Below are 25,086 nucleotides of genomic sequence, written 5' to 3'. Positions count from 1 at the left end.
TAACGCACCACATCTATCATTAATTTAACTACTACTTGGTGCGTTACGCTATCTGGGTGCGTTACGCTATCGAAGAGCGCACCCTACTAAAAACAATCATGAACGAAGCAAGAATAGAAGCTTACTTAGCACTAATCCAGGCACTACTCCAGTGCGAAAATGGTCAAGAACCAGCGCTATTACAAGCTAATGCGGAATTACTTGATGCAGGCTTAGTCGCTGTGATGAAGCAGTATGCAGACTTCTTAGAACAGCAAGGAGACAGCAATAACGGGAGATGGTTGAGGAATATGGCGCAACAGTTAGAGCAAATTTTAGACGCGCCAAGGGATAATCAAAACCCCTACATCACCCCCCTTATCAAGGGGGGCAGGGGGGATCGAACCCAAAGTTTTTTACAAACCCTACTGCAAACCGTCGAGGAAAGTAACGGAAACCGCCAAGTAATTTATCCCCTGCTCGACAATAACCTCCATCTCTTAGATGAAAACTTAGTTAACCTCCTCCGTGCTTGGGGAAATCAAACCAAGGAACAAGCCAGTCCAGAGGAAACCAACCAACTAGGAGGATTATTCTATTCTCTTGCTTATGCTTTTTATGAGTTTCCTAGAGGTAATCCACGCATTAACCTGGACATCGCCATCTATGGATACGAATTTCGCGCCGCCACCATCCGCCGCCAACCCGGATTAGAAAGGGATTTAGCCCAAACCCTGACTAATCTGGGCAATGCCTACAGCACCCAAGCCCAATTGGGTCAAGAGCCGGTAGCCAACCTAGAACGGGCGATCGCCAACTACACCGAAGCCGCCACCATCTTCCGCCAACCCGGATTAGAAAGGGATTTAGCCCTAACCCTCAATAATCTGGGCGCAGCCTACCAGACCCAAGCCGAATTGGGTCAAGAGCCGGTAGCCAACCTAGAACGGGCGATCGCCAACTACACCGAAGCCGCCACCATCCGCCGCCAACCCGGATTAGAAAGGGATTTAGCCCAAACCCTGACTAATCTGGGCATAGCCTACCAGACCCAAGCCGAATTGGGTCAAGAGCCGGTAGCCAACCTAGAACGGGCGATCGCCAACTACACCGAAGCCGCCACCATCCGCCGCCAACCCGGATTAGAAAGGGATTTAGCCCAAACCCTGACTAATCTGGGCATAGCCTACAGGACCCAAGCCCAATTGGGTCAAGAGCCAGTAGCCAACCTAGAACGGGCGATCGCCAACTACACCGAAGCCGCCACCATCTTCCGCCAACCGGGATTAGAAAGGGATTTAGCCCAAACCCTGACTAATCTGGGCATAGCCTACAGCACCCAAGCCGAATTGGGTCAAGAGCCGGTAGCCAACCTAGAACGGGCGATCGCCAACTACACCGAAGCCGCCACCATCCGCCGCCAACCCGGATTAGAAAGGGATTTAGCCCAAACCCTGACTAATCTGGGCATAGCCTACAGCACCCAAGCCGAATTGGGTCAAGAGCCGGTAGCCAACCTAGAACGGGCGATCGCCAACTACACCGAAGCCGCCACCATCTTCCGCCAACCCGGATTAGAAAGGGATTTAGCCCAAACCCTGACTAATCTGGGCATAGCCTACAGCACCCAAGCCGAATTGGGTCAAGAGCCGGTAGCCAACCTAGAACGGGCGATCGCCAACTACACCGAAGCCGCCACCATCTTCCGCCAACCGGGATTAGAAAGGGAATTAGCCGCAACCCTGAATAATCTGGGCGCAGCCTACGGGACCCAAGCCCAATTGGGTCAAGAGCCGGTAGCCAACCTAGAACGGGCGATCGCCAACTACACCGAAGCCGCCACAACTTACCGCCAACCCGGATTAGAAAGGGATTTAGCCCAAACCCTGACTAATCTGGGCGTAGCCTACGTCACCCAAGCCGAACTGGGTCAAGAGCCGGTAGCCAACCTAGAACGGGCGATCGCCAACTACAGCGAAGCCGCCACCATCCGCCGCCAACCCGGATTAGAAAGGGATTTAGCCCAAACCCTGACTAATCTGGGCGTAGCCTACGTCACCCAAGCCGAACTGGGTCAAGAGCCGGTAGCCAACCTAGAACGGGCGATCGCCAACCACACCGAAGCCGCCACCATCCGCCGCCAACCGGGATTAGAAAGGGATTTAGCCGGAACCCTGACTAATCTGGGCGTAGCCTACAGCACCCAAGCCGAATTGGGTCAAGAGCCGGTAGCCAACCTAGAACGGGCGATCGCCAACTACACCGAAGCCGCCACAACTTACCGCCAACCCGGATTAGAAAGGGATTTAGCCGCAACCCTGAATAATCTGGGCATAGCCTACAGTACCCAAGCCGAATTGGGTCAAGAGCCGGTAGCCAACCTAGAACGGGCGATCGCCTTTTGTCGAGAGGCACTTTCCTTTCTCAACCCCACTCTCTTACCGGCTGACACCCTCAGAACTGGACGGAACCTCGGCAAATTGGGCTTTAAGCAGGGCTGGTGGGACATTGCCTTAGAAGGCTACAGGGTTGCCGTGGAAGCCGTTGAACAAAGCCGCGCCTGGGCTACCAGCGAAGCCCTGCGCCAAGAAATTGTCCGCGAGTCTATCGACGTTTATGAAAACCTAATCCAAGCGGCCGTTAACCAGGGCGACCTCTCCCTGGCGCTGCGAACCGTCGAACGTTCCCGCTCCAAACGCCTTGCCGACCTAATCGCCATCAGCGACCTCTACGCCGATGGGCGCATCCCCCCAGAAATACAAGCCTGGTATCAGCAACTTCAGGACAGCCGCCGCAGCAAATCCCAACTCGCTCAAGACCGTCCTGAACTGTCCGATAAACCATCCTTGACCCCTGCACTAAGCCGCAACACCCGCGCCAGCTTTGCCTCTGAACAACTCCTCGCCGCCGAAGCCGCTGAACGTCAAGCCTGGGACGCTCTCTACCGCTTTGATGCCATCACCGCCCAACTTCAGCAACCCCAACCCCAACCTCGCCTTGATGAGTTAATGGCGCTGCTCCCCTCTCCCCAGACTGCCCTCCTCAGCTTCTACACCACCGCCACCCATACCCACATCTTTGTCCTGCGTCGCCCCTCCCGGGATGGCGGGGAATCGGTCAACTGCCACACTATTCCCAATCCCCCGGAGTCCGCCAACGACCTGCAAAACTGGCTGGTCGAAAACTGGGTTAACCCCTACATTGCGATTAATCAAGCAGAGACCGCCCAATCCCGCCAGCAGCTTCGGGATGAGTGGCACCAAGCTATGGCCGCTCGTCTGCAAGAATTGGCAACCCGCCTGCAATTCGATACCCTCATCCAACAGCACCTCCAGGGCATCACTGACTTAATCCTGATTCCCCACCTCTTTCTGCACCAAATTCCCTTCGACCTTCTACCCACCGCCGAAGGTCAACTACTAGGCGATCGCTTTCGCCTTCAGTTTGTCCCTAGTACCAAAATTCTGGGACTATGCCAAGAGCGATCGCAACCGACTCCCGACACCCTGGGGATTGTGGAAAACACCACAGAGGATTTGCCCTATACTCCCCTAGAGTGTGAGTGGGTCGCCCAAACCTGGAATGTGCCTCGCCAACGGCGGCTACAGGGGCGCACAGTCACCCCCGACTCTTATCTGCAACTGCTGAAACAAGTGCAAGCCCTACTCTCTAGCCACCACGCCACCAGTCGCCCCGATGATCCTCTCAACTCCCACCTCGTCCTAGACGGGGAGCAAAAAGTCACCTTGCGGGATTTAATTAGTCCCTCGTGGCGCTTTCCGGAATTGTCGGAAGTGTTTCTCTCCTGTTGTGAAACTGGTCTCAGTTTTGCCGGTTTCCGAGATCAAGAGGGAAACCTGCGACGGGAATTACTGGACGAACCCCTCAGCTTAGGTACAGGCTTTCTGCTGGGGGGCGCTCGAAGTGTGATCAGTAGTCATTGGGCGGTGTCTGACCGGGCTACAACGCTGTTTTCGCGGGAGTACCATCGCGCACGGCGGGCCGGAGAGGAACGCTTAACGGCTCTACACCAAGCTCGCCAAGCGTTGCGGGAGACTTGCCAAAAAGACTGGCGGGACCGTTTAGATGCCGATTATCAGCAGGCTTTCCAGACTTGGCAACAACTGCGCCGCGCCCAAGACCCCAACACCGATGCTGCTGGGGCTAATTATCAAAAAATCGGCGAATTGATCAAGTGGCTTGACAATTTTGCTCCCGATGCAGTGCCTTTTCAGGACTATCGTTACTGGGGGGCGTTTTATTGTCTAGGACTTCCTTAAATTAAACCTGTAAGTAGGTGGGTGGAATTAAATATAAGATAAACGTAGGTGGAGTTTCATACTTCAACCCCACCCCCGCATGGGTTACGGGTTACGCTACCGCTAACCCATCCTACAAATAATTGTGCCTCCCTACTTACTTCCAAACATTTGATATGGTGAAGCTATGGGATTCACCCGGGACGAAAACAAACCCATGAATAAGTCTATTTCTGCGATCGCATTGGCCAGCGCCCTGCTGTTATTTCTCTTCACCCCTACGACTCTCGCTCAATCGGAATGTTTTCTCCAAAGAGCAGATGGACAACACATAGATCTTAGCCGTCTCTGTGGCGGTTCGTCTAGAAATAGGAAAAATTCCCCGCAAGTTTATCAGCTACCCATTCAACGCCGGGTTAACGGTATTCCCACGGTGATGGTAGTTTTTAATAACCGTCACTATTATGAAATGCTTTTTGATACGGGAGCTAGTGCTATCGTCCTCACCGATGCCATGGCACAAGCGATAAAAGTCAAACCGGAAAGGCAAGTACTCGCTCATACCGCCGGCGGTGTCGTTACGGTTTATCTTGGTCGCATTAATTCTGTTAAGGTTGGAGAATTGGCTTTATCTAATCAGATTGTTGGTATTTCTCCCCAAATGAAAGGATTAGGACTCTTGGGACAAACCTTTTTTGGTTCCTATGATGTCACGCTCAAAAAAGATGTGATTGAATTACGTTATCGTCCATAGTCTGACGGGAAAAATTGTCGCTTTTCTGACTCTAATCGAAATTTCCTCGCTGTATTTGTTCCCGTTCGATCGCTTCAAATAGGGCCTGAAAGTTGCCTTCTCCAAAACCTCTAGCGGCATGACGTCGCTCGATTAATTCAAAAAAGAAAGTCGGCTGGGAAAAAATTGGTTTAGTGAAAATTTGCAGTAAAGTCGGCTTTTCTGGGTGGGAATGACTATTTTGTTCAAAATCGATGAGAATTTCCTGTTTTTTAATTTCTGACCATTCCCAATCAGCAATATTAAAATCTTTTTTTTGATAGTTAATTTGTTGATAATAACTGTTGGGAACTGACAAAAAATCTACTTTTCTTTCTTTTAATTGTTGAGTTAATTTTAAAATATTTGCTGTTTTTAAAGCAATGTGTTGAATGCCAGGTTTTTGATTAATATCTAAAAACTCTTGAATTTGAGAACTGTTACTATCTGGCTCATTAATCGGTAATTTTAATTCAGTTTCTGGGTGAATAAGTACCTGAGAATAAAGACCAGAACGCTCCGTTTTAATAGTAAAAGTTTGCCTTTTTTTAAAGCCTAAATTTTCCTCATACCAATTGGCTGTTAACTCTAAATTCCCCTGAAAAACATTTAAAACTAAATGATCAATTGCCAGAATATCTTGATTATATTGTTCCCTAGTATTATACTCGATCAGATTAGGATCGGCTAAAATTGGCGTGATTCCCTGTCTTTCAATTAACGTATGTTTGAGATTCGCAATGCTAGAGATGTGACAGCTTTTTATCTTACCCCTAGCCAAAACAGTTTCCTCAATAAAAATAGCCTGTTTAATTCTCCTAGCTAAACTATCTAAATCCTCGACTTGAAAAGCTACATCCGCCACCCCTTCTGGATATTTACTTAAAAATTCCGCCACGGGACTAAGGCAATTTAAGGGAGAAGATAAGATAAAAATAATCTGTTTAGTTTTATCTTTTTGGATGCCATTGCCGACTATTTCCGTGTGCGTGTGGAGATTAACTAAACTTGCGATTGTCTGAAAATCCATCACCCGCACAAACCAATCTCGCCATTTTTTGGCCGATTCTACATAAAAATGAATATGATCAATAAACATAGATAAAGTCAAAAAAGTGGTGTTTTTCAGTGAGCAGTAAACAGTGAGCAGTAAACAGTGAGCAGTAAACAGTGAGCAGTAAAAATTAAACTCCGAACTTGCCACTTAATACTATTCACTGACAACTCAAATCTGATTACTGATTACTGATAACTGATAACTGAAAAAGCTGACGACTAAAAAAAGAGATGACTATCGGGTTGAATATTAATTTCCATGGGGACGGCTTGGGGTTCAGCATTCATGGCAAAATAGATAGCATCGGCTGCGGTTTGAGCGGTTAACATTTTATTGCGATCAACTTTTAAGCTCACCTGATCCCAAAAAGGAGTATCCACACCACCAAAATAGAATAAAGTCATTTTAATACCATAGCGTTTTAACTCATCGGCCAAACATTTACTAAAACCGACCACCCCGTATTTAGAAGCACAATAAGCGGCAGCCATAGCCATAGAATGCTTACCTAAAATTCCCACCACATTACAGATATGACCGTACTTATTTTCCTTCATCACATTAGCCGCAGCCTGACAGGTATAAAAACTCCCCTTCAGATTGAGGTCGAGCATTTTATCTAAATCTTCCGGCGTGATTTTATTGTATTGTTTCATCACCCCGGCTCCGGCCGCATTAACTAACACATCCAACTGGCCGTAATGGGAGACAATTTTTGCCATCAAAGTTTCCACCTGAGTCGGATTGGTGATATCCGTCGGCACAATTAAAGAGGGACAACCCAACTCACTAGCTAAATTAGATAAATTATCGGCATTTCTGGCCACTAATACGAGTTTATGACCATTAACAGCTAGTTTACGGGCTAAAGTGGCACCGATACCCCCCGTAGCGCCGACAATCAGGACAACTTTTTCGCTCATAATTATTGATAATTCTTTACAAATCTTATTGTAGGCCTTTCGCCCCAGAAAAGCATCGACAGTCACGCCCCTTTGATTAAGCTTTAGCCAACTTCTGATAGGATAAACCGTGACAATGTAAAGAAATTTTTATGACTGTACTGACCGAAGGAATCGCGCCCCACGGTGGGCAATTAATTAATCGTATTGCTACCGCTGCCGAAAAAGCCGAATTTCTTGCCCTAGCTGCAAAACTCCCGCGAGTTTCCTTAGATGAACGAGCGCTCTCGGATTTAGTTATGATTGCTATTGGTGGTTTCAGTCCCCTCAAAGGCTTTATGGAACAGGACGACTACGAAAAAGTCGTCGATGATATGCGTCTAATCAATGGTTTACCCTGGGCAATTCCCGTGACTCTTTCCGTTAGCGAAGAAGTGGCGGATCCCCTCAAAGAAGGCAACTGGATTCGTTTAGATGACAGCGCAGGCAACTTTGTCGGAGTCCTAGAGCTAACCCAAAAATACCGTTACAATAAGGCCCACGAAGCAGTTAACGTCTATCGTACCGACGACCAGAAACATCCCGGGGTAAAAGTCCTCTACGAACAGGGAGAAATTAACCTCGCAGGTCCAATATGGTTACTTCAGCGCGATCCTCATCCTCAGTTTCCCAAATATCAGATCGATCCTCTGCAATCGCGCCAAATGTTCCACGAAAAAGCTTGGAAAACGATTGTCGGTTTCCAAACCCGTAATCCCATCCACCGGGCCCACGAATACATTCAAAAATGCGCCCTAGAAGTGGTAGATGGTTTATTCTTGCATCCTCTTGTCGGCGCTACCAAAAGCGATGATGTGCCGGCGGATGTGCGGATGCGTTGCTATGAGATCATGATGGATAAATACTTTCCCCAAGATCGCGTTATTCTGGCTATCAACCCCTCAGCTATGCGTTACGCCGGCCCCCGGGAAGCAATTTTCCACGCTATTATCCGTAAAAACTACGGTTGTACCCATTTTATCGTCGGTCGTGACCATGCCGGAGTCGGAGACTACTACGGAACCTACGATGCTCAGTATATCTTTGATGAGTTCGAGCCGGGGGAATTGGGAATCGTGCCGATGAAGTTTGAACACGCTTTCTACTGCACCCGCACTTCGGGAATGGCAACCACCAAAACTAGCCCCAGTTTACCGGAAGAAAGAATACACCTTTCGGGAACGAAAGTCCGGGAACTGCTGCGCAAAGGAGAATTACCACCTCCGGAATTCTCCCGTCCAGAAGTGGCTGCCGAATTAATCCGGGCCATGCGAGAGTCATGAACATAACTAGGCGAGAATTGCTCCAGCAGACAGGTTGGGGGTTGCTGACTTTGGCGATTAGTCAAGGGACAGTTAACCGTCATTTGGCTGCTCTCGCCGCCCCTAATCCCCGAAAATTGGCTCTTTTAGTCGGTATTGACCAGTATGGGGCGAATATTCCGCCGCTGCCCGGTTGTCTTACCGATGTGGAGTTACAAAAAGACCTTCTCCGTTATCGTTTTGGCTTTCGGGATGCTGATATAGTGACTTTAACGGGACAAAAAGCCAGTCGAGAAGCGATCGAATTGGCTTTTTTAGAACACCTGATCGCCCAAGCTAAACCGGGTGATGTGGTAATTTTTCACTTTAGCGGTTATGGCAGTGTTGGAGAAGGAAAAGAGGTTTTTATTCCTAGTAATGGGACGGAAAATGCTCTAATTAAGGAAAATATTTTGCTTTTGGCTCGCTGTCTAGCTACGGATAAGTTTAGCTTGATTTTTGATAGTAGTCATCTCCCCCAAAATCGGCCCTATCTCGGTAATCTCAAAATTCGTTCCTATCCTAGCTCTGTTGCTAATCTTAATCCCACCGAGTTAACTTTCGCAGCAGATATCAAAACCCGTTTTAACCTCAAAAATAAGCCCAATAACGGTGTTGTTTTCTCTGCCGCTCAACCAGAGCAAATCGCCCTGGAATTGAGCGGTAATAGCCCCAATGCCGGCTTATTTACCTATGATCTCACTCAGTATCTCTGGCAAGCTGTCCCTAGTTCGACAATCGCGATCGCTTTTCCCCGTCTCCGCAATCTCGTCGCTAGTCACAGCAGTCAACAACAGCAGCCGGCAATCCTAACCAGTAATCAAAAAAATAATTCTGCGCCGACATATCATACAACGTCAGAAACGTCAAGGGGTGGCGCAGCAATTGTTACAAATCTTATTGATGAGCGCACCCTAGAAGTCAATCTGGTCGGTCTGCCCTTAGAAATCCTGGAAAATTACGGAATTAACTCCTGTTTAAGCTTTATTGAGGCGACCGGGGAGGAAATCAGCCTACAAATTCTCTCCCGTCAGGGTTTAAAAGCCAAAGCGCAATTATTATCGGCAACCGCCTCCCTAGAAATAGGACAGATTCTACAGGAAAAATTGCGGGTTTTTCCCAGTCAAATCGGTTTAATCGTCGGTTTGGATAGTAATTTAACCCGGATTGAACGGGTAGATGCCACCAGTACCTTTGCCAGTTTGCCCGATGTGGCCGCCGTGGTTAACATTGGCGAACAAACGGTAGATTGTCTCTTAAGTCGAGTTGGTAGCGAAGAAACTGGCAATTATCAGTTATTATCTGCCAATGGCTCCCTAATTATCGGTAGTTTAGGGGCGGCCAACGAAGCAATTAAATCAGGAATCAAACGACTGCAATCGCAACTAGAAACCCTGCTGGCCTGCAAATTGTGGCACTTGTTGATCAATCAAGAATCCTCCGGTTTAGCTGTCATTGTCACCCTGGAAAGCCTCGATCAAACCTATATCTCGACGGTACAAACCCAAAAAATCGCGGGTAGCAGGGGGGCTAGTATCCCTAAAAATGACTTAATTCTGCCCGTCGGGACGGAAATTCGCTATCAAATCGAGAATCAAGAAGAACAACCCCTCTACGCACTGATCCTTGTCCTCAACAGCGACCGCCAACCGCTTTTATACTGTTCCCGTTCAGAAAACCCCGATAATTTCAGCAATTCTAGCCAATTAGCCCCCTTTGTCGTGGCGGCCAAAACCAAGGCCACCATCCCCAATGACCGCCAAGGGCATTGGAAAATTAGTCAACCCAAGGGCATAACAGAAAATATACTGATCCTCAGTCGCCATCCTTTCCCGAACACCTTGACCCTTCTCAATGCCACTCAAAGCCTCAAGGGAGAAGCCACCCAACTGCTCACCCTGACTAACCCCCTAGAAATAGCCAGAGCATTCGGTCGCGATCTAAAATTAGATTTAGGCTTAAAAATGGATAATTCTGGCAGTGTCATTGATGAATACGCCTTTGATCTGGGAACTTGGTCAGGTTTCCGGTTTATCTATCAGGTTATGGACTAAATCGATAGAAAATTCTTATGGAATCCTTGAAAAGAAAAGGTTAAAATCCTAAAACAGCTACCCCTAAATTTCCCGATGAATCTTCTGCCCCGGACCACCCAAAGCCGCCTCAAAAAAATCCCACAAATTCCCAGTGTTTGGGAAGGAGATCGTCGTGCTTTATCCTTATCCGAGAGAATGCCCCGGGCCACCTTAGAACCAAATCAAGAAAGCGGCGGCGAGTGCGTGATCTGGGTGGATGGTAGCGAGGGCTGTGTACGCGCTATGGAAGTAGTTTCCCCTGAAACCGGGCCCGAGGCCATGGTGAGAACCTTAATCCGCGCCATCGAAACACCCCAAAATCCCGCCCGGCCAGCGAGACCGAAAAAAATTATCGTCCGCGATCGAGAAACACAGTTTTTTCTGCGCGGGGTACTGCAAGATCTCGATATCACCATCGATTATGTCCCCAGTTTGCCCCTGATCGATGATCTCTTTCGTGGGTTCGACGAATTCCAAAATAACCGTCCCCCAGCAATTCCTCCCGCTTGGCAGTCCGCTTTAGTGAAGACCGCTCACGAAATTTGGAAAGCTGAACCCTGGTCCTGTTTAGCTGATTACGATATTTTGGAAATTAAGCTCGATCGCCCCGATTTCTCGCATCTTTACGCCTGTGTCATGGGAATGCTCGGTCGGGAATACGGAGTCATTCTCTATCGTTCCCTAGAATCCCTCAAACAATTCCGGCAGGCCGCTTTAGAAGAAAAATCGATGGAAAGATTAGAAAAAGCCTTTCTTTCCCAAGATTGCTGGTTTTTAAGCTACGAATTGGCCGATGATGATGAGGAAGATGATGAGGATGACTACGATCTAGCCTCGGCTGCCCCCTCCCAAATCCATCCAGTTTTCGGCAGCGTGCATCCCTACGAAGGTATTCGCCCCTACTTGGATGAAGAAGAAGCAATCACGGTATATTTGGCTTTAATAGCTCTATTGCGCTTTTTTAAAGGCAATCAATCCGCTTTATCCGAAGAACCGATCGGAGAATTACAGCGTCGTTTTCGCATTCCCCTCGATCCCGAACAGGCAAAAGGAGAAACCGTGGCCGTGACAGTGGCCACGATGCCCGATCTATGTGCGGAATTTATGCAACTCTTAGAGGAGGACGACGACGATGAGGATGATGAGGATGATGAGGAAGAATCCGTACTCAAGGAGGATCTAGTTCCTGATAATGCACATCTCAGTCTGGGAATGGTTCCCTGGCAATTATTAGATAAAATTCGCAATCGTCGGAAAATCCATTATCAACCCCAATCCGTACCAACAAAAGGGGAGGGTTTCCCCGTGGTCATGATCCAGACCTCCCGACCGAAAGCCAAGGAAATTATCGAAAAAATCGAACAAGCTGGCGGTTTGGCGGCTATTGGTTTTAACCCCGGCGAAGATCCCTTAGAAGATACCCGTTATGATCTCGGGATTCTGAAAATGGCTAACGGTGATCTCTATCTATTTGGGGAATTCGAGCAAGATGATCCCGACCACCGTAATGCGCGCCGCAATTGGCAAAAACGCATCAAAAATACCGAGGGTTATTGTGGTTTGATTATTGCCATGGGCGTAACTGGTTCCTCCTGCGGTAATCCCCAATTAAACGATATGTTAGCCCTCTATGAGGCAAAATCGATCGATAGTAAAGATTTAGACTTGGGAGTTTTGACTCTTATGCCTCACTTCGGTTAATTTGAACGGGCAGCGGCGGCTTGTTTTCAGTAATCAGTAATCAGTAATCAGTTTGCTTGGCAAATTCAGTAATAATTTTGGCCGCATCTTCTCTAAACTCTTGCGGGCAGTTTTCATCATGGTTAAAATTCTACAATCTCGTTAAAAAATCCCACTCCTCAAACCAAGTTGAGCGATCAACGCATTCTAATAAAGCAATAAAATCCTGCTCAATATTAAACGCTATATTATGAGGGCTGATCACCTGATTGATAATTGCTTGAACGTCATCTTTTTTGGCATACTTGTAAAAATCCCGTGTATTCAAAATTTGATTGAAATAGTTGCGATAAGCAGTTGATAATTGAACATCATTTTCTGGAATTGACCTATCATTTGTACCCAACATATCATCACTTTTGAGCTTATCCCGAACAGAGCGACATTGATAAATGATTTTTTCAAATGCCTCATCATCATTGAGTAATTGCTGTAATTTGGGATTCATATAGTTCAGATAGGCTTGTTGAAGACCTTGGGCAAGACGAACGGCATCCACTGAAATCGAATTTTGCTGGCGATTTAACCACAGAAAAAGTAATCTACCCAATTTATCAAAATCTGTCAATAAAATAGATTCAAACGTATATGCACGTGGGATATACGTTGGCAAACCAAACCGATTATCTAAATTACTTAGAATTAGATTTTTATGGTCGTCATTTAAGAAATCTCTATCAAAAATTAACACAGATTTTTGCCATAAATTCTGCTGATTTCTAATTAACTGAAAGATCTTTTTATAACTAGGTAAATCCTTAAAAATTTGAGAGACTCCACCCATCACCCAGAAAGAATATTTTTTTGTATTTATACCAATAGTATTCTTTTGTAATAACGTATAAATTGCTTTTGCATCATCCTGACCTTCGACAAAAATGATTTTATCCGCTTCAACTGCATTAATAAAATCTAAACCATTGCTATTCCCTAAAGAACTAATAATAGGATTTAGCGCAGAGGGATAAATTCCTTTAAAGCGTGGCTCTACTAAAAGTTCTTGTCGAGATAAAGCATTATAATTATATTGAGGTCTATTTTCCAGATGAAATAATTGATGTAAAGAAACCTGTCGAATTAAACTTTCATTATGAGTTGTTAAAAAAATTTGTGTTGTCTCAGAGAATCTAAGCAGTGTATTGATTAGCCGAATCTGTATGTCACGATGAATATGACTATCAGGCTCATCAAAAAGAATCAAATTGAGATCATTTCTTTGCCCAAAAGAATATAAATTTAATAAAATTACAATAATCTGTATTGTGCCACTTCCCAGTAAAGAAATATCTTTTTCTATATCACGATTATCAATTTTGTAATTAATAATAACTTTGACATCATCCCGAAAATCACTGGAAGTAAAAAAGCTGATTTGTGTACTAGAGCTATCAAAGAGAATATACGACAAATCGCGCTTAAATGTCTCATACAATTGAGGAGCTGCTTGATCACTATGAAGAGTGTATAGACGATTACGAATGACTTCAACCGATTCTCGTTTTTGAATTGCTTCTAGCACTTGTGGAGTAGTCAAAAACCTCTCATCCGCTCTAATCGTAGCAACAGGAGAAGCGAAAGAACAGGCAATTGCTTTAGGGAAATTATGAAATATTTGGTTAAACTGAAAAAAATCAAAATCTTGACGATTTAAAAATTCTAGCTTGTAGCTGTTGCCATGGGAATTTGTAATTGAAAAACCAATCTTTAATAATGGGTTTGCTCTTTGCTCAGAAGATATATCTTGAAAGATAAAAATTAATTCAATTTTTTGACTTTTATCGCACTGATAAAATAAGTCATCAATATTAGAACTACGAACCGTTTTTATATCTGTGTAAAGTAAATACTGAGTATCTTTAAAAACATAATCCCCCGCTCGATAACGTTCAGGTTTAGCACGGATTGCTTGGTATAACAAGAAGTTAAAGCACTCATGCCAAAGAGCGATCGCCTCTAGCAAATTGGTTTTTCCTGAATTATTAACCCCAGTAAAGACATTAAAATCAGGATCTAGATCTACGGTAACATCTTGAAAAGACTTAAAATTTTTAATCTGAATTTTGCTGATCTTCATTCCCGTTCATCCTGCCGTAGAATTGCCTCTAGTCCAAGCTGATAATGTTCAATGCTTGTAACAGCTTGCCGTCCTAGCGTAACCGCATCTCGAATGACATAAACTTCCGACATCATCCCACAGTTAAACACCCTATAGAGCCAATAGTCCCGCTTTAATCGTTCGGCGGTTTTATACTTATCTCTGATGCTAACACAATTTGGAAGTAGGTTAGCCCAATTAAATCTAATTAGGGAGCAGCCTCGTAGGTTGGTTTGAGCGAAACAATACTTGGGAGAAAACGTATTAATTCGATTGAAAAAGCGAAGAGGATGCCGATAAAAACCCCCCCGCTAAAGGCGGGGGATATGGCATAGTTTTCCTGTGATGCCTAGCTAAGACTTACACCCCGTAAACGAAGTCAGCATTAGTCATGCCAGCTGCGGCACTAGCCACAACATTGGCAATTAGGTAACTACCGAGGACGGTAGAATCGTTATACCAGATGTCGCCGTTGCTAGTGTTGACGTAGATGCCGGAGAGGTTTTCCAATGCTCCCCCAGTCAACCCCGCTCCCTTGAAGAACTGGCCAGCGCTAAGGACACTTCCGTTCACGTTACCACTAATAAAGCTCAGACCCTTGATCCCCGGATTAATGAAGCCGGTCAAAGTGCTGTCAAGACTGTTCGCCAGAATGATCGTGTCAGCGGGTACAGAGAAGTCGGTGATCAGATCACGGTTCGCTACGTTGTCGAGCCAGAAGAAATCGTTTCCAGCACCACCAGTGAGAGAATCCACACCCAAGCCACCATTAAGGGTATCATTGCCCCCAGAACCGTTGAGAAGGTTATTGGCCGTGTTGCCCGTGATCACGTTATTGCCCGCATTACCCGTACCGTTAATGGCGGCTGTTCCTGTCAGGGTCAAATTTTCCACATTTGCCGCTAAAGTCGTGGTGACAGCGGCCGTGAGAGTATCGGTTATCGTCGTGGTAGCTGCCGTCTGCGTACCAAGAGCAGCATTAGTAGGAGAAGACAGAGTTAAAGTAAAGGTCTCATCTGCTTCATTAAGGGAATCATTGAGAATGGGAATGTTGAGGACTTGAGTAGTAACACCAGGGGCAAAGGTTAGAGTTCCAATGGTGGCCGTGTAATCCGATCCCGCGGTTGCTGTAGCGTTAGAAGTGGCATAGTTAACGCTGACGGGTACTGTGCTGACACTGGAAAGAGTAACGGTGTAGGCGACGTTTTGAGGACTGGTTAAACCTTCAACAATAGTCTGATTATTGGGACTAAGATTAATCGTGGGTAATTGATAGTTGCCAAAATTAACATCAGTCAATTTTTCCCCTGCTTTCAAGTTTAGGGCATAGGGGGTGCTAGGGGAGGTTTGGAGCCAGCCTGTTTGATTCACTTCTCGGATGGCATATTCTCCCGGTCCCAAGTTGGTAAAGCTGTATGTGCCGTTAGCGTCAGTAACTGTGGAAAGTTCCCAAGGATCAAGTGTTCCATTGGCAACACTATCAATGTAAATTGTCCAACCGGCTAGGGCTTTTTCACCTGCCTCCCAGATGCCATTGGCATTTAAATCTTCCCATTTACTGCCTTCGATGCTTCCAAGTGGAGTTGCTGTGTCTCCATTTTGAAATTCACTTTGCAGTGCCAAGTTCGCTGCCTGCTTTGCTCCTAACAAGAAGGTTTTATCCCCCGTCACCAGAAAATCAAAAGCCGCCCCATTTAAAAAAGCACCTTCCGCAATACCAAATTCTCGTGCTGTTTTGAAAGCGTCTGCGACTGCGTTGGCATCTTGTTTCGCTAAAGTTTCTAAGGAAATAAACTCCTTGGGAAAAGGTATAGGCTCGGGATCGGGTGTAGGGTCTATAACATCATCTATAGGTGATACAGTTGTGGACTTGGTCAATGTAGTCAAAAATGTGGTTGTTTGAAACAGAGATTCGCCCTTGCCAACTCGCCAACTGTCGGCAAACTTTGTATGTATTGTTTGAACAGAGGGATTAGGACCTAAGTCTGTGCCATCACGCAGAGCAAAATCATTGCTGCTATCACCATCGCCATTCCCTAAAAGCCCTTGTAGTGAGCCAGCGCGATCATCAGATGGATTGACAAAAACATCAACGTAGCTCCCATTGTCCGCGGCGATCACGACATCGTTGTCCTCGGCTGTGGAGAAATTACCGTCTAGTCCGGCATAGGTGAAGGTGTACTGATTCCCTGAACGCTGGATTTTCGTGTTATTACCAAAGAATGCGCTGCTGCCACTGCCTAGATTATATGTTACTCCATTAACTGTTAATTCTTGACCAATGGCAAGCTCTGAATCATAAACAAAAGTTTGGCCGTCTAGTCTGATCGCAAACGCTGTATTAACAGAAACTTGGGCACCTGTATACCAGGGTTTTTGAACGGTTTGCACTTGAAAATCATCAGTTAGAGACTCGACATAAATGAACGTTCCAACTGCTTGCAAATCATAGGGTTTGCCATCAAAGGTATAAAGATGCACATCACCCCAACCGTGGCCTTGACCAACTACCGGGCGGGAGGTAAAAAAGATCGAGAAATCTTGACCTGTAGAAACCGGAACAGAGCCGAGTGTACCATTAACAAAAACATTAAAACTGGTATCTAGTGGAGAAAAGAATGCTGGAAGATAAATTTGTTCAATGTATTCAAAAGCACCAGCACCATTGATCAAATCCACGCCAGCGCCACCAATAGTGTTGTCTGTTCCTACAAAGCTGTTACCAACACCGACATTAAACGGAGTGTAAATAATACCTGTAGTCGTTCCTTGTAAAAAAAGATCCAAGTTAGCGTCTGTATCAGTAGTGCTAGGTGTTCCCGTCCAGACCAAGGTAACTTTAGCAGATGAACTGGGACGGCGAGACATCCTGCCCAGGTTTACCGATATGCCCCGGAATGTATCTTCTGCCAGAAAATAGCTTAGAGATAGGTTGCCAAAACTTGCATTTCCTAGCGTATTTGCAAAGGTCAATGCACTAGGGTTTAAGCTAGGTGAAGGAGGAAATGGACTGGTATTGGCTATATCTGTTGGTTCCCAGAGATTTGGGTTCACTGAGCCGGAGCCATTTTGTGATGTGTGTATAAGTAACCCTTTTTCTGTGGAATCAAGAGTTCTAATAACGGTATCGTTTACGGAAGCAGTATATGGGGCAACGGAGTTAACGCCACCAGGTGAATTGCCTGCGATCGGTGTGTAAGGTGTATTGGTCGTCCAAGTAGCTGAGAAAAGTATATCTTTAAAGCGAGATCTGAAGTTAGGAGACCAGAGTGGTGAAAATGCAGTTTTTGCATTTTCATAGAGAAAGTTATCTTTATTGTCTTGAACCATTAATAGGTTTTGAGACCACAACAAATTCAATGGTGTAAGAGGCATAGTGGTAAAAGTTTTGAACGCTTCATACACCATAGCTTAATCATTCGCCTGCGCCAAATCAATAAGCAAAAATACTGAATTAGCTGTAGCAGAAATGTTGAATCCGTACATAAAACTTTACATACAAGCTGACGGGAACAGGCGTTCGTTTAGAGAGATTAAATTTCCCTCTTGGGATCAAATTAAGTTAACATAGCGCAGTTTATTAAGTAAAGTATCCCCATTATTTGAGGAATTTGCCTAAGCTGTAAAATCAAATATACGATTAATATAAGTGGGTGGGTGGAATTAAATATAAAATGAATGTTGGGTTGAAGCATGAAACCCAACGCCCGCATGGGTTACGAAGTGCGCTAACCCATCCTACAAATAATTGTGCCTCCCTACTTAGAACCAGTTTTAGCATCTACACCCATCACTAATTTCATCTGATGATAGCCTGACATCCAAAACAATTTGGGCGTTGCTGATTTGAGATCTGAATCTTCTTTTCTGGTATTTTTAAAACCTAGAGCCAAACTAACTTTTGCATCTGATGCAAAGTTTGCATTCATACCTTGATTCAGCAACGCCTCAACTGGTACAAGTGTATGAACAACTGCCTGTAAGCATCCCACCGAAAAACTAATACGCTCTGGGGTTGGGATTGAGTGATAAAATCGGAAATAACGCCCAGTTTTAGCAGAGAGTTTCCCTTTAAAAATCCCAACTCAGTAGATTGACAAAAATTGAGCTGCAACCTCAGTTCTGATCACCGATCACTGAAATCCCTAAAATTAAGCGATAATGTAAAGTAAGGTAAAACTTTCTGGACAAATTTTTATTATGGTGTTATTCGGATTCGGAAAAAAATTAACTTTGCCCACAGTAAGGGAAGCACTACCCGGGCGATCGGAAAAAATGCCCGTACCTAGCACCCACTACGTTAACGGTCATCCTTTGCAGCCCCCCTTTCCCACCAGCATGGAAACCGCAATGTTTGGTTTAGGCTGTTTTTGGGGAGCAGAGCGGAAATTTTGGCAGTTAGAAGGAGTTTACACCACGGCCGTAGGTTATGCGGCTGGTATCACCCCCAATCCCACCTATCAGGAAGTGTGTACCGGCATGACTGGGCATAATGAAGTGGTCTTAGTGGTCTATGATCCCAGGGTGATTTCCTACGAACAACTTCTAAAAGTCTTTTGGGAAAATCATAATCCCACCCAAGGAATGCGTCAGGGTAATGATACGGGAACTCAGTATCGATCGGGTATCTATACTTATAATCCCCAGCAAAGGCAATTAGCGGAAAAATCTCGATCGATCTATCAAGAAGCTCTCAATAAAGCGGGCCATAGTCAAATTACCACGGAAATTATCGACGCACCTGAATTTTATTATGCTGAAGTTTATCATCAGCAGTATTTAGCGAAAAACCCCGGCGGTTACTGCGGTTTAGGGGGAACGAAAGTGGAATGTCCGATCGCTCTTGATCTGAAGTTAAATTAAGTAGGGTTAGTTATCAGTTATCAGTTATCAGTTATTAGTTATCAGTTATCAGTTATCAGTTATCATTCATAATTCAGATCATAAAATATCTTTTCTTTTTTGCAACCAATAGGTAAGGAGAAAATAAATAAGGGAATGAAGAATTAATACTCCCCAATTCAATAACAAATTATTGATAGATAATTGATAAACTTGATTGACATCCTCAAAGGGTAAAGGGAAATTAAAAGTATTTTGTTCTTTCGCTTCTGCAATCATGTCTTCCACCTCTACTAATACCCCGTAGGCAGCAATCGACCAGCGACTAATCATCAACCATGATAGATATTTTCCTAGACCTTCTAAGTTAAATAATACCCCAGCAAAGATAATCTGAGGAATTAAAATTAAAGGTAAGGCGCTATTTGCTTGGGTGATATTACTAACCCCAGCAGAAATTAATAAACCGAGATTAATTGCCGTAAATATAGTTAAAAATGTGGTAATAAAACAGCCAATTAACCAGGTCATTAATTCCGGTTGCGGGTCAGTAAATCCCCAAAATATCACGCAGGTAATTACAATTGTTTGCAGAAAAGCTAAGGCTGCTAAAACCAGAATTTTTGACAGTAAATAGGGTAATAATCCCAGATTAACTAATCTTTCTCGCTGATAAATTGCTGATTCTTTAACAATTTCCTGTAGGGAACAGGCAAAACCTACCCACAATTGCGCGCAGGTAAAAACAAAGAGAGTTTTTAAGGCTAAAGGTGCGGATTGGATAGCCTGCTCAAAACTAGGATTATCTCCCAAAAATAAAGGATTTTCGTCCCCTAAAACCATGGCCATTAAGAAAATTCCGATCGGGGCGGTTAATAGGTATAAAATTAAACTAACTTGATCGCGGATAATTAACTGGCTATAGCGTTGACATAAAATATGTAGTTGTTGCCAAAAAGATTGTTGAACCTGTTGCGGCCTACTATTATTTTGCTGAAATATTTTACCGATTCTTGCTTCAATATTATTTTTGTAGTAGTCGGATTTTTGGAAACGTTGGCATTCTTGCTCAACTTTTTCCCTAGTTTCCAGATGAATATAAATATCGGCAAAATCCCCCTGAGGTAAAGAGAAAAAATTTAAGGCCTCCCCCGGAGAACCAAAATAACATAAATTGCCCCCTTGACCAAGAAAAACTAATCGATCGCAGAGATTGATATTATTAGTAGCATGGGTGACTAGGAGAATTGTTCTGCCTTCTTTGGCCAATTTTGCCAGCAATTCCATCATCTTTTTATCTAAACCGGGGTCTAATCCCGAGGTGGGTTCATCTAAAAAGAATAATTTGGGATTGGCTAATAATTCTACCGCAATACTCACCCTTTTTAATTGACCACCGCTTAAGTCTCTGACTAAAGTATTTCTTCTTTCTGATAATTCCACCTGCTGCAGGGTTTTCTCGATCAATTCTTGGCAATTAAGATCGGGAGGTAGCCTTAATTTAGAAGCATAATATAACACTTCTCCCACGGTTAAATCCCTGTGGACGATATCGTATTGGGGAACATAACCGATTTGGGTGCGATAGATATTAAAATTCTGGCGCAGCTCTTCCCCATTCAGATAAACAGTTCCCGAGGTGGTAGGTTCAATTCCTAATAAAGTCTTTAATAAAGTCGATTTTCCCGCACCACTTCCCCCGACAATCGCCACTAATTGACTCGGTTCGATCGGTAGGGAGATATGATTGAGAATTATCAAAGGTTGTTTCTTTTTATCCCGCACCATCCTGACGATATCTTCTGCATCCAGACGGATATTATCCCCCGTATCTAATAAAACTAAGTCATCTCCCTGCAACCGAAAACTATAGGGGCCGATTCTCACCGTACAACCATTAGTTAAAATGGCACTACCCGATACTTTTTGTCCGTCGATAAAGACTCCATTGGTGCTTTTGTCGTGGAGAATATAACGATTTTGGTTATCGCTGTCGATAATCGCGTGTTGTCGGGAAATTGTCGGAGCGTCTAAAACCACAGTCGCAGCATTATCTCGTCCTAAAACTACACTGCGATTGCTTAGGGAAACCGATTTAAAAGCTAAAGGTGGGCTTTTTACCGGTTGGTTAGGATGATAATAGGTAATCTTGACCCAATTTTTGACATCTTGACCGATATTAATCTCATCTCCATTTTGTAAAAGATAGCCCTCTTTGGGAGTAATTACGCGATTGTTGATAAAAAGTTGATTGGAACTAGGATTAGTCCCGTCTCCATCGTAGATATAGTAATCATCTCCCTGACGACGAAAACAAGCTTGGACTCGACTCACCACCGTCCAGTGTTGGGGAACAACTAAATCCACCTGTTGACCATCCCGTCCCAATTTATAATTAGGACGACTCAGATTAATAGAAGGGAGAATTTCTCCCTGATTGTTAAGAATAATGTAGGGTTCTTGACTAATAACCGTTTTAATGTTGGGAGAATTGGTCATAAAAACTCGATCGGTAGATGGCGTTCGCGGGGGACGGTAAGAAGTTAAGATAGAATTAATGTCTCGATCGCTACTGTTAACCTCAGAGTCTGGAACGAACTCTAGAGATCATCTTAGTAAAACTTCTTAGGATCGATCGAGCTTGTCTAAATTCCTATTCCTAAGACCTATCCACGCCGTTATCGTGCTGTTAGACGATGGTTACAACTCCTATTTCTCCTACCGCCAAGGTTTCTAAAGTCGAAGGTATCAAAGAACGCAGTAATTATCTACGAGAACCTTTGGCCAGTGAACTCCTCGAAGATACAACCCATTTTACCGATGCGGCGGTACAGATTCTCAAATTTCACGGTTCCTATCAACAGGATAATCGCGACAATAGAGCCAAAGGTCAAGAAAAAGACTATCAAATGATGTTGCGTACCCGCAGTCCGGGGGGTTTTATTCCCGCGCAACTATATCTTACCCTCGATAGTTTGTCCGATCGCTACGGTAACGGCACTTTACGGGTGACAACCCGCCAAGGCTTCCAATTACACGGCATTTTAAAGAAAAATCTCAAAGCAACCCTCGGGGAAATTATCCGCAGTATGGGATCCACTTTAGCGGCCTGTGGTGATGTTAACCGCAATGTCACCGCACCGCCAGCCCCCTACAAAAATCGCCCCGAATACGGCTATGCTTGGGAATATGCCAATAATATCGCCGATTTGCTCACTCCCCAAACTGGAGCCTACTACGAAATTTGGCTCGATGGCGAAAAAGTTATCAGTGCAGAAGAAGCGCCAGAAGTCAAGGCCTCGAGACAAAAAGATACAAATGGCATTAACAAAAACGATCCGATCGAACCGATCTACGGTCAACATTATATGCCCCGTAAGTTCAAGATCGGTGTCACTGTGCCGGGAGACAACTCCATCGATATCTACACCAATGACCTCGGTTTGGTGGTGATTACCGACGCAAACGGGGAATTACAGGGTTTTAACATCCTTGCGGGGGGTGGACTGGGAAGAACCCACAATAAGGAGGAAACTTTCCCCAGAATGGCCGATGCGATCGGTTATGTGGACAAAGAAGAGGTGTACGATCTGGTAAAAGCGATCGTGGCAACCCAAAGGGATTACGGAGATCGCGGCGATCGTCGTCATGCGAGAATGAAATATATCCTCGAAGAATGGGGAGTAGAAAAATTCCGCAGCACTGTTGAGGGTTATTTCGGCCAAAAAATCGCCCCCTACCAACCCCTCCCCGATTGGAAATATCAAGACTTTTTGGGATGGAATGAACAGGGAGACGGAAAATTATTTTATGGTCTTCATGTAGAAAATGGCCGGGTCAAAAATGAGGGCAGTTTTCAGCTAAAAACCGCCTTAAAAGTGATTATCGAGCGTTTTCAGCTGCCGATGCGCTTGACGGCTAACCATAATATCATTCTCTACGAAATTGAACCCAAGGATCAGGAGGCGATCGAGGCGATCCTGAAAGAACAGGGAATTATCACCAATCCCGCCGAAATTGACCCTTTAACCCGTTATTCCATGGCCTGTCCCGCTTGGCCCACCTGTGGATTAGCGATTACCGAGTCAGAAAGAATTTTACCCAGCGTGATTGAACGCATTCGCACTCTGCTTAATCGCGTAGGATTATCCAAAGAGGAATTTGTCATCCGCATGACAGGATGTCCCAATGGCTGCGCGCGTCCCTATATGGCAGAATTAGGATTTGTGGGTAGCGCTCCCAATTCCTACCAACTCTGGTTAGGGGGAACGGCCGATCAAACTCGACTAGCGCGTCCCTATTTGGATAAAATGGCGATCGATGATCTAGAAAAGGTCTTAGAACCGATTTTCGTTTACTTCCAACAGGATCAACAAAATAACGAGACCTTCGGAGAATTCTGTCACCGAGTCAATTTCCCTGCTTTACAAGCATTTTCAGCCACCTACACACCTAAAATGACCGAAACTACTACCACTGAATCAAAACCCAAACGCGTGCGTAAAAATCAAAACCGTGTCAGCGTCCCCGATGATATGTTTGTCCGTCTCAAGGAAGCTTCGGAAACGGAAAAACGGCCGATGAATCAAATCATCAATGAGGCGCTAGAGGCCTATTTCAGCCAAAAATCCTAATCAGTTACCAGTTACCAGTTATCAGTGACCAGTTACCAATTTAAGAGAATTAACTTTTGAGAGTTATCGGGGAAGATTACCAATAACTCTTAATTCTCGTATATATCCTCAGTCTATGCTTAAAAATGAATGAGGGAAGTCCGGTCATATCAATTTGTACCCCTCTGGTGGGAAATTATGACAATCTCACGAACTAAAACAAATCCTTGGCAAAAACGTTCCCGAAAGGATGTTAAAAAATTATCAGATAATGAAATTAATGAAAAATATGAACAAGGTGAACGAAGAATATTATTAGAAATGAATCGAGAAAAATTGCCTAGTTTTGCTGAGTCTTTAAAGAAACCTAACTATATGGAAACGCGTCCTTTCTATCAGAGACGAGATCGCTGGGACGAACAAAAACAATCAAGACTGATTGAATCTTTTTTGATGAATATTCCTGTGCCTCCCCTGATTCTCTACGAAGCTTCCTATAACTCCTATGAAGTAATGGATGGTCAACAACGAATTACAGCAATTCAGAATTTTTATAACAACAAATTAAAATTAACAGGGTTAGAGATCTGGCCTGAATTAGAAGGAAGAAACTACGAAAGTCTTCCTGCAAAAATCAAAGATGGTATCAATCGGCGCGCCATTTCAACTATAGTTGTTATTACCGAGTCTCTATCGGATGCAGAGGAGGCTTTATCTTTAAAACAACTGGTTTTTGAACGCCTCAATACAGGAGGTGTATCTTTGAGTCGCCAAGAAATAAGAAACTGTATTTACTCTGGGAAATTCAATGAACTTTTATTCAAGCTTTCCGAGAATCCTATTTTTGCTAAAGCTTGGGATATTCCTATTGATAATCAAGAAGAACTTAAAAAAAATGGATTTTATAAAAATATGGAAGATGTAGAATTAATCCTCCGTTTTTTTGCCCTAAGGGATATTGACAAATATACAGGTAACTTATCTAAATATTTGGATAATTATATGATGAAAAAAAGTCTTGATTTTTCCGACGAAAACATCAAAGATTTCAAGCAAATATTTAACCAGACTATAGAGTTAGTATCTAGCATTTATCAGGATCAATTATTTAAGCCTTTCGATAGTAAAGCCAAAAAGTATAAATCGCGAGCTTATAAAGTTTACTATGATGCAGTGATGATCAGTTTCAGTAACCATTTATCTTATCGTCAAGAATTAATTACTAAAAAATCAGCGATAATTGAGGAAACTATCAACTTATGTACTCAAGATTCCTGGGGAATTACTCATGAAGGTAAAACATTTAAAAAAGGACTTTTCACTGGAGAAGGAAGCACTAAAGATGATTTTAAAGCTCGTATTCAAATTTTTAATTCTCTGATTCAACGAGTTCTTAAGCAGAGTATTTGAGA

Annotated in this window: 14 protein-coding genes; 8 read left to right on the top strand and 6 right to left on the bottom strand. The window is 44.3% G+C overall.

Annotation, left to right across the window (positions count from 1 at the left end):
• The first annotated feature begins 98 nt into the window (after positions 1–98).
• Both GQR42_RS28970 and GQR42_RS18710 read left to right on the top strand, forming a co-directional pair.
• Entirely contained in the window at positions 99–4,259 is a 4,161-nt protein-coding gene (locus GQR42_RS28970) for a CHAT domain-containing protein (protein WP_233271068.1), read from the top strand.
• Between the two features lie 196 nt (positions 4,260–4,455).
• Complete coding sequence (locus GQR42_RS18710; protein ID WP_158201114.1) at positions 4,456–4,992, top strand: retropepsin-like aspartic protease family protein; 537 nt, start codon at positions 4,456–4,458, stop codon at positions 4,990–4,992.
• 31 nt (positions 4,993–5,023) lie between these two features.
• Here the strand turns inward: GQR42_RS18710 and hppD are convergent, their stop codons facing one another.
• Together hppD and GQR42_RS18700 are read right to left on the bottom strand one after the other, a co-directional pair.
• The gene (hppD, locus tag GQR42_RS18705) at positions 5,024–6,109 is read right to left on the bottom strand and encodes a 4-hydroxyphenylpyruvate dioxygenase (RefSeq protein ID WP_158201113.1); all 1,086 of its coding nucleotides are present in this window, start codon (positions 6,107–6,109) and stop codon (positions 5,024–5,026) included.
• A gap of 176 nt (positions 6,110–6,285) precedes the next feature.
• Complete coding sequence (locus GQR42_RS18700) at positions 6,286–6,990, bottom strand: SDR family oxidoreductase (RefSeq protein WP_158201112.1); 705 nt, start codon at positions 6,988–6,990, stop codon at positions 6,286–6,288.
• A 131-nt stretch (positions 6,991–7,121) separates the two neighbouring features.
• Here GQR42_RS18700 and sat point away from each other — a divergent pair, with 131 nt between their 5' ends.
• The 3 genes from sat to GQR42_RS18685 all read left to right on the top strand — a co-directional run bounded on the left by sat (position 7,122) and on the right by GQR42_RS18685 (position 12,085).
• Positions 7,122–8,291, top strand: a complete 1,170-nt coding sequence (gene sat / locus GQR42_RS18695; RefSeq protein ID WP_158201111.1) for a sulfate adenylyltransferase — start codon at positions 7,122–7,124, stop codon at positions 8,289–8,291.
• Positions 8,288–10,363 (top strand): caspase family protein, encoded by a 2,076-nt coding sequence (locus GQR42_RS18690; RefSeq protein ID WP_158201110.1) that lies wholly within the window; start codon positions 8,288–8,290, stop codon positions 10,361–10,363. Before sat ends, GQR42_RS18690 begins: the two co-directional genes overlap by 4 nt.
• A 75-nt stretch (positions 10,364–10,438) precedes the next feature.
• A complete protein-coding gene (locus GQR42_RS18685; RefSeq protein WP_158201109.1) occupies positions 10,439–12,085 on the top strand; it encodes a DUF6930 domain-containing protein in 1,647 nt (548 codons plus the stop codon).
• A gap of 130 nt (positions 12,086–12,215) precedes the next feature.
• Here the strand turns inward: GQR42_RS18685 and GQR42_RS18680 are convergent, their stop codons facing one another.
• From GQR42_RS18680 to GQR42_RS18670, 3 genes are all read right to left on the bottom strand, one after another.
• Positions 12,216–14,198 (bottom strand): ATP-dependent nuclease, encoded by a 1,983-nt coding sequence (locus GQR42_RS18680; RefSeq protein ID WP_158201108.1) that lies wholly within the window; start codon positions 14,196–14,198, stop codon positions 12,216–12,218.
• Positions 14,199–14,579: 381 nt separating this feature from the next.
• Positions 14,580–17,627 carry a Calx-beta domain-containing protein gene (locus GQR42_RS18675; RefSeq protein ID WP_158201107.1) on the bottom strand — a complete coding sequence of 1,016 codons (3,048 nt, stop codon included), beginning with the start codon at positions 17,625–17,627 and terminating at the stop codon, positions 14,580–14,582.
• A gap of 350 nt (positions 17,628–17,977) precedes the next feature.
• Complete coding sequence (locus tag GQR42_RS18670) at positions 17,978–18,148, bottom strand: hypothetical protein (protein WP_233271067.1); 171 nt, start codon at positions 18,146–18,148, stop codon at positions 17,978–17,980.
• A gap of 271 nt (positions 18,149–18,419) precedes the next feature.
• On the opposite strand from GQR42_RS18670, the gene msrA reads away from it, so the two are divergent.
• Positions 18,420–19,082, top strand: a complete 663-nt coding sequence (gene msrA / locus GQR42_RS18665; RefSeq protein WP_158201105.1) for a peptide-methionine (S)-S-oxide reductase MsrA — start codon at positions 18,420–18,422, stop codon at positions 19,080–19,082.
• Positions 19,083–19,160: 78 nt separating this feature from the next.
• Here msrA and GQR42_RS18660 read toward each other — a convergent pair whose 3' ends face one another.
• Positions 19,161–21,560: an ATP-binding cassette domain-containing protein gene (locus GQR42_RS18660; protein WP_158201104.1), complete on the bottom strand. Its 2,400-nt coding sequence runs from the start codon at positions 21,558–21,560 to the stop codon at positions 19,161–19,163.
• A gap of 197 nt (positions 21,561–21,757) precedes the next feature.
• Here GQR42_RS18660 and sir point away from each other — a divergent pair, with 197 nt between their 5' ends.
• Complete coding sequence (gene sir, locus GQR42_RS18655; protein ID WP_158201103.1) at positions 21,758–23,695, top strand: sulfite reductase, ferredoxin dependent; 1,938 nt, start codon at positions 21,758–21,760, stop codon at positions 23,693–23,695.
• Between the two features lie 129 nt (positions 23,696–23,824).
• Complete coding sequence (locus GQR42_RS18650) at positions 23,825–25,084, top strand: DUF262 domain-containing protein (protein WP_158201102.1); 1,260 nt, start codon at positions 23,825–23,827, stop codon at positions 25,082–25,084.
• The last annotated feature ends 2 nt before the right edge of the window (positions 25,085–25,086 follow it).

It is taken from the genome of Microcystis aeruginosa FD4, from assembly GCF_009792235.1.
Taxonomy (GTDB): domain Bacteria; phylum Cyanobacteriota; class Cyanobacteriia; order Cyanobacteriales; family Microcystaceae; genus Microcystis; species Microcystis viridis.
Note: the sequence above shows the minus strand (reverse complement) of the source record. Positions and strands in the feature narration are given on the sequence as shown.